The sequence below is a fragment of the Bradyrhizobium sp. Leo114 genome, from assembly GCF_055229415.2.
The window spans coordinates 23,137-34,834 of the sequence record NZ_JBUYEN020000061.1; the positions used below are offsets into that span (position 1 = coordinate 23,137).

Here is an 11,698-nt window from a genome sequence, read left to right on the forward strand (position 1 = left end):
TGGGATCATGGACCAAACGCAGCCGACCTGGATCAAGGATCCGCTATCCATCTTAGCCGAAGGCGCCGAACGCGGCGTCGTGGTTCAGGGTGGCAAGATCGTCGAATTGGTCGGCCGCGGCAAGGAGCCGACCGCCATTTCGCCGCTGGTGTTCGACGCAGGCGAACACGTTGTCCTGCCGGGATTGATCAATACTCATCATCACTTCTACCAGACGCTCACGAGGGCACTTCCGGCCGCCCTCGACCGCGAGCTATTCCCCTGGCTCAAGGCGCTCTATCCGGTTTGGGCGAAGCTGACGCCGGAATCGCTTCAGCTTGGTGTTACCGTTGCAATATCGGAACTGCTGCTGTCGGGCTGCACCACGACGACCGATCACCACTATGTGTTTCCCGCCGGGCTCGAGGAAGCCGTCGATATCGAGGTGGCCGTCGCAAAACGGCTCGGCTTGCGCGTGCTGCTGACGCGCGGCTCGATGAATCTGTCGGTGCGCGACGGCGGCCTGCCGCCCGATAGCGTCGTGCAGGACGAGGATACGATCCTGGCCGACAGCGCGCGCGTGGTCGCAAAGCATCACGAACGCGGCGAGGATGCGATGGTGCAGATCGCACTCGCGCCATGCTCGCCGTTCTCGGTGACGACCTCGCTGATGCAGAAGACCGCAGAGCTCGCCGACAAGCTCGATGTGCGCCTGCACACCCATCTCGCCGAGACCGAGGACGAGAACCGGTTCTGTGAACAGATGCATCGCTGCCGGCCGCTCGATTATCTCGAGCAATGCGGCTGGCTCAATGGGCGCACCTGGCTCGCACACGGCATCCACTTCAACGCCGGCGAAATAAAGCGACTGGGCAAGGCGGGGACCAGCATCAGCCATTGCGCCTGCAGCAATCAGGTGCTGGCGTCAGGCTGCTGTCCGGTTTGCGAGATGGAGGAGGCCGGCGTCGGCATTGGCCTTGGCGTCGACGGCTCGGCCTCCAACGACGGCTCCAATCTGATGCAGGAGGTGCGCGCGGCCTTCCTGGTGCAGCGGGCGCGCTATGGTGTCGATCGCGTCAGCCACAAGGATGCGCTGCGCTGGGCCACCAAGGGCTCCGCCGCCTGCGTCGGCCGTCCCGAGCTCGGCGAGATCGCCGTCGGCAAGGCCGCCGACCTCGCTCTGTTCAAGCTCGACGAACTCCGCTTCTCCGGCCATGGCGACCCGCTCGCCGCGCTGGTGCTGTGCGGCGCGCACCGCGCCGACCGCGTGATGGTCGGCGGCAACTGGGCTGTGATCGACGGCGCCATCCCCGGTCTCGATGTCACCGACCTGATCCGCCGCCACACCGCCGCCGCCCACGCGATGCAGGCCGGTTGAGATCGCAGCCGGCTCTCTCCGTCATTCCGGGGCGCGCGAAGCTCGTCCTTCGGACGCCCCGGAATGACAGGGGGACGCATTCGCGCAATCCTCTCCTCCGTCATGGCCGGGCTTAACCCGGCCATCCATGTCTCTCCCGTGCACGGAGGCAAAGGACGTGGATGCCCGGGACGTCTGCGCGAAGACGCGCTTCGCGCTTTTTGCCCGGGCATGACGGCGCCATATCATTCGCGCGATTTTCCTTAAGCCAATCAATGTGATTTGCCTCGTCCAGCCCTTGCGGAAAAAACATTCCGCTTTCGCCGTCGGGCAAATCAGTGATTTAACTCCGCGCGTCTCACCCGAGAGAGGGGCGGCTCGCGATCGTCACGAACGTTGCGGTGAGATGCGGTGGACGCGATGCGTGCGACTGACGAGCGCATGAACGCGGACGGCGAAGTCGTGTGGTCCTGGCGCCCCGACGCTGGCGCTAAGCTCGCGAGCAGCAAGAGCTGCCGCGGGTGACGGTGGCAAGAAAGCCCGGTCACCGGGGAGAGCGCGAAGGAAACCGTTAAAACCACTGCGCAGGGAAAGCCGGAATGCTTCGGTTGAACCTGTGGTCCTACCCCCGTGCTTTTTGTTGCACGGGACCCACGGGTGCAACCAGCACCCGGCTTTCCCTGCGCCCTCTGATCTCGAGGAGGGTGGAACAAGACGCAAAGCTCGGGCGTAACGCGCCGCGAGAATGCGGACTCACATCCGCCGTTTGAATCCGACGTAGGATGGGTAGAGCGAAGCGAAACCCATCATTGGTGCCGCTTGCTCCATCGCGACGGGTTTCGGTTCGCTCTACCCATCCTACGCGGCCGCTGTTTGAAATTTGAATCAGATCTATCCCCGTCGTCCCGGGAGACATAACCACAGGCCTTGTTGTGTGCTCCGCTACAACTGCTTGCTCTTGCCACAACACCTCCCTGTGGTTATAGGCCCCGCGTTTCGCGGGGACGACACTGAGAACGATGCGAGCCACTTCGGCTTCGCAACGACTGCATTCCATCGCCTGTTGCATATTTACGACGGTCGAGACAATTCGAGTCCGTCCAAGCAGTGCTGACAAAAAGTTGAGCAGCGAAGTTTCGACCGCGTACGATGACGCGTGGTGATCGTGCAGCGTCGCAAGGCGCTGCGCTCAAACGTCGCAGAAAACCAATAGAAATAGGCAAAAGCGGAAAATGCGCGCCACGCGCGGAGGTTGCTTGCGGGTTTTCGCCTCGCCGCTGGCCACTCCTTAAAACACTGACGTTGCAGTCGTTACGTGCCGAAACTTGCAGCACGCAGTGGAAAAACTTGAGGCTTCTCACTTCGGGGGAACGGCGCAAGGGTCGTTGCGAAGGGCCTCGAACTTTCGCACGTCAACTTTGGGGGTACATACAAATATGTTCAGTCTTCGCCGAACTCTGGTAGCCGCGGCACTGTCACTGGCTACCCTTGCGCCCGCCGGCTTCGCCAGTGCGGCCGACTTGGCAGTCAAAGCGCCGAAGCCCGCGCCTGAATTGCCGTTCTTTCTGCTGGTCGATAACCGCGTAACCTTCTCCTGGATGCCCAAGGGCACCGATCCCGGTGTATTCTCGATTCGGCCGGACGGCTCAATCAATGGCACGACCGCCAAGCAGGTCTATTCGTTCACTCATTTCGACATCTGGACCTACGGCACCAACTTCTTCACGATCTCGATGTTCAAGTCGGGTCAAAACGATCCGGCCTCGCCGTGCTCCAATGCCGGCGTGCTGATCACTGGCGCGCCCGGCAATTGCGCCGGCGCCACCGAAATCTACGGTCTGTTCCGCTCGACCTTCGGCTTCAACCAGATCTTCAACACCAAGGCCTTCAACGTCGGACCGCTCACCAACGTCTCCTTCGAAGTCGGTATGGACGCCAACAGCGAGAACAACTTCCTCGCCCCGGCCAAGCGACAGGTCGTCGCCGGTCTGCAGTTCGAATTCGCGCTGCCTTATAAGGGCTATTTCAACGTGTCGCCGTTGGCGTCCTGGGAGTTTTCCAACCACAACGCCTTCAACCAGTGCGGACTGTTCGGTCCCGGCATTCCGTATCCGGCGCCCGGCGCCACCTGTCTTCCGGACGGCAACACCAGCTTCAATCCGACCTGGGCGGTCGAAACCAACTACTATATGGACCTCGGCTTCCTGCCGGAGAACATGCAGTTCTGGTCGATCAGCGGCCGCGCTGCCTGGTACGGCAAGAAGGGTGACCAGAACAATCCGCTGGTTGGCTTCGGCACCGGTCCGTTCAGCACCGGTACCGCCGTTGAGTTCAACAGCGAGCCGATCCGTCTGACCTTCGACGCCAGCAAGGCGGTCTGGGGACCGAAGTACACGCACTTCGTCGATCTCTGGGTTGCCTACCGCTACTGGCAGAACAAGTTCGGCCTCGACCACAACGCTGCTCCCGGCGTCTGCACCCTCACTAACGCAGCCGGCGTGACGGTCAGCACCAATAGCTGCACCGAATCGACTGTCTATGGCGGTATCACCGTGAAGTTCTAACCACCTACCCGTTCTCCAGGTGAACTGGGCGCCGCGATGAACCCGCGGCGCCATTTTTTCTTAACAGCGTGGACAGGACGCAGCGAAATGAGGCGGCAGTTCTTCGCGCTATTTCTGCCAGAGGCCGGCGTGGAGCTCGGCGGCCTCGACCTCGATCAGCGGCCCGACAACGTCGGTCGGCCGCTGCCCGGTCCGGAACACCTCGCGGCAGGGCAGGTCGAGCGTCGGGTTCTCCGGATGATTGCCGGTGATCTCGCGCAGGCGATGTTCGCTTAAGGCATAGACCAGGCGTCCGATGCCGGCCCAGTAGATTGCGCCGGAGCACATCGCGCAGGGCTCCGCGGACGAATAGAGCGTGGCGTGCTTGAGGACCTCAGGCGGCAAGCTCGTGCAGGCCTTGGTCGAGAGCAGGCGCTCTGCATGCGCGGTGCCGTCACGGGATGGCATATAGCCGTTCTCCATCTCCATCAGCACGGTGCGGTCGCGATCGACCAGCACCGAGCCGAACGGATGGTTGCCGTGGGTGACGGAGCGGCGGGCGACCTCGAAGGACCGCCGGAGGAAATGCAGGTCAGCCTCGTCCTGGGTGAGCGCAGAAATATCCGTCATCAATGTCCTGCCATGTGCCGCCCGATCTCGGTGAGATCGGCTTCGCTGGCGCGGGCCTCGTGGACGAACTCACCGTGGAACATCACGACCAGACGGTCGGAGAGTTCGAGCAGTTCGTCAAGGTCTTCGCTGACGAGAAGCACGGCAGCGCCGCGGTTGCGGGCGGCCATGATCTCGGCATGGATCTGCGCCACCGCGGCGAAATCGAGCCCGAAGCAGGGATTGGCCGCGATCAGCACCTCGACCTCGCCGCCAAGCTCGCGCGCCAGCACCGCGCGCTGCACGTTGCCGCCCGAGAGCGCGGCGATCGGCGTGTCCGGCGTGCGGGTCTTGATCTTGTAGAGGCCGATCTTGCGTTCGGCGTTCCTGCGAAACGCCGCGCCGCTCAGCCACCAGCCGCCCTTGGCGAACGGCGCGCGGTCGAATTCGCGAAGGGCGATGTTGTCGGCCACGCTCATGCCGCCGACACAGGCGTTCTTGAGCGGCTCTTCCGGCAAGAGCGACATCTTGTGCCGGCGCATCTCCTCGCGCGTCGCCGAATAGCGCTCGCCGCGGATGCGGATGTCACCGCTCTCGGCATCGCGCTGACCGGCGAGAACTTCGACGAGCTGCCGCTGGCCGTTGCCGGAGACGCCGGCGATGCCCACGATCTCGCCGCCACGGACCGTGAGCGAGACGTTGCTGACGGCGACCGCGCCGGCATCGTCGAGCGCGGTGAGCCTGTCGAGCTCGAGCCGCGCCTCGCCGACTTCGCCGACGCGGGCTGGCTGCACGGTCAATTGCTCGGCGCCGATCATCGTGCGCGCCATGTCATCCGGCGTGAGTTCGGCGACGCGGCCCTGGCCGGCAAGCTTCCCGCGGCGCAGGATGGTCACCTCGTCGGCAAAGGCCATCACCTCGCGGAACTTGTGCGTGATCATCAGGATGGTCAATTCCCCGGCCACGACCATCGCGCGCAACATGCCCAAGACCTCGTCGGCCTCGCCCGGCGTCAGCACCGAGGTCGGTTCGTCCAGGATCAGGAAGCGCCGCTTCAGGTAAAGCTGCTTGAGGATCTCGCACTTCTGCCGCTCGCCGGCCGAGATGTCGGAGACCTTGGCGTTGAGCGGCACCTTGAACGGCATCCGCGCCAGGAACGCTTCGAGCTCCTTCTTCTCATTGCTCCAATCTACCACGGCCGGGACGTCGTCGCGCGCCAGCACCAGGTTCTCCGCGACCGTCATCGCCGGGACTAGCGTGAAATGCTGGTAGACCATGCCGAGCCCGAACGCGTGCGCGTCCTTCGGGTTGCCGATCTTCTGCTCACGCCCGCCGATCAGGATGTCGCCCTGGGTGGCGTGGTAATAGCCCATGATGCACTTCACCAGCGTGCTCTTGCCGGCACCGTTCTCGCCGAGCAGCGCATGGAAGGAGCCGGGACGCACCTTCAATTCGACATTGTCGAGCGCCAGGAAATCGCCGAAGCGCATCGTCATGGCGATGGCGTCGACGCCGAAAGCGCCACTTGGCGGGGGTGCCTCGCCGATGATCACGAGATCGCTCCGATCAGGTCGGCGGATTTCGCCACCGCGCCGAACACGCCGCCCTGCATCTTGATCATCTTCAGTGCATGGTCGTGATTGCCCTTGTCGGTCGCGCCGCAGCAATCCTCGATCAGCACGCATTCGAAGCCGCGGTCGTTGGCCTCGCGCATCGTGGTGTGGACGCACACGTCGGTGGTGATGCCGGTCAGCACGATGTTCTCGATGCCGCGCAGGCGCAGCATCAGCTCCAGGTCGGTCGCGCAGAACGAGCCCTTGCCGGGCTTGTCGATGATCGGCTCACTGGGCAGGGGGCTGAGATCGGGGATGATCTCCCAGCCGGGTTCGCCGCGCACCAGGATGCGGCCGCAGGGACCGGGATCGCCGATGCCAGCGCCGATCTGGCGCGAGCGCCAGCGCTTGTTGGCGGGAAGGTCGGCGAGATCGGGGCGGTGGCCCTCGCGGGTGTGGATGATGTGATAGCGCTGGCTCCGCATCACCGCGAGCAGGCGCTTGATCGGTTCGATCGGCGCCCGCGTCAGCGACAGGTCGTAGCCCATCTTGTCGACATAGCCGCCGACGCCGCAGAAGTCGGTCTGCATGTCGATGACGATGAGCGCGGTGTTTTCCGGGCGCAGATCGCCATTGTAAGGCCAGGCGTAAGGCTCGGATTTGATATAGCGCTCGGGCATTCGCGACCTCGTGCGTGTCATCGGGTGATGGAAAGCTCGGCCGGCGCGCCGGTCAGCGTGCGCTTCGGCGAGCAGGTGATGATCATGATCGCGAGCGTCAGGATGTACGGCGCGGCATTGAACAGGTGATAGCCCGAGGTGACGCCGACCGATTGCAGCGCGGGTCCCAGCGCCGCGGCGCCGCCGAAGGCGAGGGAGGCCCACAGGCAGAGCAGGGGATCCCAGCGCGCGAAGATCACGAGCGCGACTGCGGTGATGCCCTGTCCCGACGAAAGGCCCTCGTTCCAGCTACCGGGATAGAACAGCGACAGGAACGAGCCGCCGATCCCGGCAAGGAAGCCGCCGACCATGGTCGCGCGCAGCCGGATCAGCAGCACGGAATGGCCCATCGCCCGCGCCGCGTCCGAGCTTTCGCCGGCGGTGCGGATCAAAAGGCCCCAGCGCGTGGTCTTGAACGCCCAATAGAGAATGGGTGCGATCGCAACTCCGATCAGGAACAGAACGTTGATGCGCAGCGCGGCGCGCACCTGCGGAATGCCGCTCCACCAGCCGAAATCGATCGCGGGCAGCCGCGGCGCGGTCGGCTCGATTAGCGGCTTGCCGAGGAAGAAGGCGAGCCCGATGCCGAACAGCATCAGCGCGATGCCGACCGCGACGTCGTTCACGCGCGGCAATGAGCAGATGCCGGCATGCAGTGCGCCGAGCAGCGCGCCGGTGATGCCGGCGGCGAGCACGCCCAGCCAGGGCGAGCCGGTGAGATAGGAGATGCCATAGGCGCTCATCGCGCCCATCACCAGTGTGCCCTCGAGCCCGAGATTGATGCGGCCGCTGCGTTCGGTGATGCATTCCCCTAGGCTGACGAACAGGAACGGCGTCGAGACGCGGATGGCGCCGCCGAGCACGGCGAGCGGGACCGTCCACAGTCCGATCGAACTGTCAGCCATGTCAGGACTTTCCTTTCAGGAAGCCGATGCGTCCGTACAGCGCGTCGCTCGCCAGCACGAACACGAAGATGATGCCCTGCAGCACCAGCACGGAAGCGTCGGGCAATCCGAGCCGCCGCTGCAACAGACCGCCACTGGCGCTGATGCCGCCGAGCAGGATCGCGACCGGAATGACTGCGAGCGGATTCTGCCGCGCGAGGAAGGCGACCAGGATCCCGGTGAAGCCGTAACCCGCGGCGAGATTGGCGTTGGTGCGGCCCTGGACGGCCGCGACCTCGATCATGCCGGCAAGGCCCGCGCAGGCGCCGGCGAGAAAGCAGATCGTCATGATCAATTTGCCGACGCCGAGGCCGACGATCTTCGCCGCGCGGATATTGCCGCCGGCGACGCGGGCGGCGAAGCCGAAGGTGGTGTGATAGATCAGGATGTAGGCAGCGATCGCGCAGACCAGGCCGAACACCAGGCCCCAATGCACGTCGGTGCCGGGGATGGTACCGATCATATTGGCGGCGCCGATCTCCCGCGTCGACGGCTTGTTGAGACTGGCGGGATCGCGCATCACGCCTTCGACGAGATGGTTGAGGATCGCGAGCGCGATATAAACCAGCAAGAGGCTCGAGATCGTCTCGTTGACGCCGCGATATTGCCGCAACGCGCCCGACAGTGTGATCCACAACCCGCCGCCGATCACGCCTGCGATGACCATCGCAATCTGCACCACCAGCGGCGGCGCCCATTGCATCGCGAGCGCAGCGCTGGTCGCCGTGAGTGCACCGATCAGGAGCGCCCCTTCGCCGCCGATGATCACCATGCCAAGCTGCGCGGGCAGCGCCGTGCACAGCGCCGTCAGGATCAAGGGCGCGGCGCGGGTCAGCGTATTCTGCCAGGAAAACCAGGTGCCGAACGCGCCCTGGTACATGTAGAAATAGAGATCGAGCGGGTTTTTGCCGTAGAGCGCAACGAAGGCGCCGAAGGTCGCGAGCGCGCCGATCAGGGCGGCGCCCGGGATCAGGATGTACTCGATGGCGGCGCCGTAGCGCTGCAGGAAACCGGGATCGGCGGCCGGGGCGACCCCGACCGCCTCGACTGCCTCGGCCGAGTCAGCCGTGTCCGTCGTCACGAAGTCGCTCCGATCACGCCTTCGATCAGATAATCCATCTTCTCGAGCTCGGGATCCTTCTGGCCGCGGTCGACGCCGGATGCGATCACCGTCTTGCCTTTGTTGTCGAGGATCGGTCCCTTGAAGATGGTGTATTCGCCGGCGATGAGCTTTGCCTTCATCTCGTCGGCATGCTTGCGCGCTTCGGCTGAGACCGCTTCGCCATAGGGCGAGCATTTGACGATCTCTTCCTTCAGGCCGCCGCGATAGAAGTTCGGGATCGATTCGCCCGACGTGATCATCTTCAGGAATTTCGGATAGAGCGCTTCCCAGTTCCATTCGGCGCCGGTGAGATAGGCCTTTGGCGCGAGCGGCGACTGGTTGACGTGATAGCCGCAGACGAATGCGCCGCGGCGCGCAGCGTTCTCGACCATGGTCTTGGGACCGTCGACGTGGCAGGTCAGCACATCGACGCCCTGGTCGATCAGGCTGTTGGTGGCCTCGGCTTCCTTGACCGGCATCGACCAGTCGCCGGTGAAGATCACCTGCGTCGTTGCCTTCGGGTTGGCGAGCTTGGCGCCGAGCGTGAACGCGTTGATGTTGCGCAGCACCTGGGGGATCGGCTTGGCCGCGACGAAGCCGAGCTTGCCGCTCTTGGTCGAATAGCCCGCGACGATGCCGGAAATGAACTGCGCCTCGTCGATATAGCCGAAATAGCTGCCGGCGTTCTTCGGGTCCTTCTCGGTCCACAAGCCGCCGCAATGCTCGAAGCGGACCTTCGGATACTTGTTGGCTATTTTGACCATGTGCGGACTGAAGTATCCGAACGAGGTCGGGAACAGCAGCGTGGAGCCGTCGAGATTGATCATGGATTCCATGGTCTTCTCGACCGCATCGGTCTCGGGCACCTTCTCTTCCTCGACCACCTTGATGCCGGGCAGTTTCTTGAGCGCCGCTGCGCCTTGTGCGTGCGCCTGGTTGTAGCCGTAGTCGTCGCGCGAGCCGACATAGATGAAGCCGATGGTGGTCTCGGCCGCGTGCGCCACGCGGGCACCGATCGTGCCGCCCAGCGCCAGCGCGGCGCCGCCTTGCAATAAATGCCGTCGTGAAATCCTGCTGAAATCCATTGCCTGCTCCCCTGGGGCGGTCCGGCCGCCGGTCGTTTCGCGTCCGCGCCAACGGCGCAGCTCAGACGGGATGTCGCAAGCTTCGTGCCAGAGCCTATCTGGCGGGCATGAACTACCAATCTATTGAAATAACTTTGGTATTATTCGATGCCATATTCCGCTCAAACTTTGAGCGACGGTGCGTCAGCCTAATTATTGAGCGTTGCCAGATAATTGTATGCAAGGCCGGTGAGCACCATTTGGGGCGTTGATCATGCGCCAAGGCGCTGGCATTGAACTTGTATCGATCCCGGCGACGCGGGGATCGAAGCGGCCTTTCACTGGAAAAGCATGAGCAAGACAGACGCGGCGGGAGCCGGGACCAGACCAACCTTGCTTGGCGAGGAGATCGTTGCCCGCATCGACCAGCTTGCGGCGATATCGGAAGCGCCTTCGCATCTGGCGCGCATCTATTTGACGCCCCAGCACCGCAAGGCGGCCGATCTCCTTCTGTCCTGGATGCGTGAGGCCGGGATGAGCGCGCATCTCGACGCGATCGGTAATGTCTGCGGCCGCTATGAGGGGGATACGCCCGGCCTGCCGTGTCTGATGCTGGGCTCGCATTACGACACCGTGCGCGACGCCGGCAAATGGGACGGGCCGCTCGGGCTCATCACCGCGATCGCCTGTGTCGCCGATCTCAACCGGCGCGGCCGCCGACTGCCGTTCGCGATCGAGGTGACCGGCTTTGCCGACGAGGAAGGCGTGCGCTTTGCGTCGACCCTGCTCGGCAGCCGCGCGGTCGCCGGCACCTTCGACGAAAGCCTACTGAACGTGCGCGACCATGCCGGCATTTCCATGCGCGAGGCGATGATCGCCTTCGGCCTCGATCCCGATCATATCGGCGCTGCCGCGCGCGCCCGTCGCGAACTGCTCGGCTATGTCGAACTGCATATTGAGCAGGGGCCGGTGCTGGAGGAGAAGGAGCTGCCGGTCGGCGTGGTGACCGCGATCGCCGGCGCGACGCGGCTTGCGGCAAAGATCACGGGCATGGCCGGCCATGCCGGTACGGTGCCAATGGCGCTCCGGCGCGATGCGCTGGCGGGCGCCGCCGAATGCGTCACGGCGATCGAGGAATTCTGCAGGACCGATGACGGCGGCCTCGTCGGCACCGTCGGCTATATCGATGCGTTGCCGGGGGCCACCAACGTGATCCCGGGAAAGGTCTCCTTCACGATCGATATCCGCGCGCCCACCGACATGCATCGCAGGCGCGCGGTCGCCGATATCGTTCGTCAAATCGAGGCCATCGCGAAACGCCGCGGACTCGCGCTGCAGCTCGATGTCACCCACGAGAACCGTACCGTGCCCTGCGCGCCGTGGCTGAAAGCGCAGGTGGCGGAGGCGGTCGCCGGCGAGGGATATGCCGTGTTCGAGTTGCCGAGCGGGGCGGGGCATGACGGCATGGCGATGATCGATGTCGCCGATGTCGCGATGCTCTTCGTCCGCTGCCGCGGCGGCATCAGCCATCATCCGGACGAACATGTCGAGCTTGCCGATGCTGACGCCGGTGCACGCGTGCTGCTGCGGTTGATCGAGAATTTTCGGCTCTAGCCCGTAGGGTGGGCAAAGCGACGCGTGCCCACCATCTCTTGCACCGCTCGTGAATGGTGGGCGCGCTTCGCTTTGCCCACCCTTCTATAACGGGCCTTGCTCAGTCAATCCCTTTTTGCGTCATCCGCTCGCCGGGGTCTCGCTTCTGTACGGGGTCGGTGCAAGACCGCCACCTGATGGGGTTGGAGAGGATCGGTCGGCCAATCTACAGGAG

9 protein-coding genes are annotated in these 11,698 nt (G+C 64.1%); 3 read left to right on the plus strand and 6 right to left on the minus strand.

The genetic code is table 11. The features are described 5' to 3' along the window. The first annotated feature begins 7 nt into the window (after positions 1-7). Positions 8-1,357 (plus strand): 8-oxoguanine deaminase, encoded by a 1,350-nt coding sequence (locus tag ACZIRK_RS39430; RefSeq protein WP_474419365.1) that lies wholly within the window; start codon positions 8-10, stop codon positions 1,355-1,357. 1,415 nt (positions 1,358-2,772) lie between these two features. After that, entirely contained in the window at positions 2,773-3,900 is a 1,128-nt protein-coding gene (locus tag ACZIRK_RS39435) for a hypothetical protein (protein WP_028164381.1), read from the plus strand. 108 nt (positions 3,901-4,008) lie between these two features. Here the strand turns inward: ACZIRK_RS39435 and ACZIRK_RS39440 are convergent, their stop codons facing one another. From ACZIRK_RS39440 to ACZIRK_RS39465, 6 genes are read right to left on the minus strand one after another with little or no spacing between them, the layout of a single operon-like run. After that, on the minus strand, positions 4,009-4,509 hold the full coding sequence (locus tag ACZIRK_RS39440) for a nucleoside deaminase (protein ID WP_474419366.1): 501 nt from the start codon (positions 4,507-4,509) through the stop codon (positions 4,009-4,011). Continuing rightward, positions 4,509-6,041 (minus strand): ABC transporter ATP-binding protein, encoded by a 1,533-nt coding sequence (locus tag ACZIRK_RS39445; protein ID WP_474419367.1) that lies wholly within the window; start codon positions 6,039-6,041, stop codon positions 4,509-4,511. Before ACZIRK_RS39445 ends, ACZIRK_RS39440 begins: the two co-directional genes overlap by 1 nt. Next, positions 6,038-6,721, minus strand: coding sequence for a biuret amidohydrolase (gene biuH / locus ACZIRK_RS39450; protein ID WP_474419368.1), 684 nt, complete (start codon positions 6,719-6,721; stop codon positions 6,038-6,040). The genes ACZIRK_RS39445 and biuH overlap by 4 nt, the downstream gene beginning before the upstream one ends. A gap of 17 nt (positions 6,722-6,738) precedes the next feature. Beyond that, on the minus strand, positions 6,739-7,665 hold the full coding sequence (locus ACZIRK_RS39455; protein ID WP_474419369.1) for an ABC transporter permease: 927 nt from the start codon (positions 7,663-7,665) through the stop codon (positions 6,739-6,741). A gap of 1 nt (position 7,666) precedes the next feature. Further along, entirely contained in the window at positions 7,667-8,785 is a 1,119-nt protein-coding gene (locus tag ACZIRK_RS39460; protein ID WP_474419370.1) for an ABC transporter permease, read from the minus strand. Beyond that, positions 8,782-9,891 carry a BMP family ABC transporter substrate-binding protein gene (locus ACZIRK_RS39465; protein WP_456643969.1) on the minus strand — a complete coding sequence of 370 codons (1,110 nt, stop codon included), beginning with the start codon at positions 9,889-9,891 and terminating at the stop codon, positions 8,782-8,784. Before ACZIRK_RS39465 ends, ACZIRK_RS39460 begins: the two co-directional genes overlap by 4 nt. 330 nt (positions 9,892-10,221) lie before the next feature. Here ACZIRK_RS39465 and ACZIRK_RS39470 point away from each other — a divergent pair, with 330 nt between their 5' ends. Beyond that, positions 10,222-11,484: an allantoate amidohydrolase gene (locus tag ACZIRK_RS39470; protein ID WP_474419371.1), complete on the plus strand. Its 1,263-nt coding sequence runs from the start codon at positions 10,222-10,224 to the stop codon at positions 11,482-11,484. The last annotated feature ends 214 nt before the right edge of the window (positions 11,485-11,698 follow it).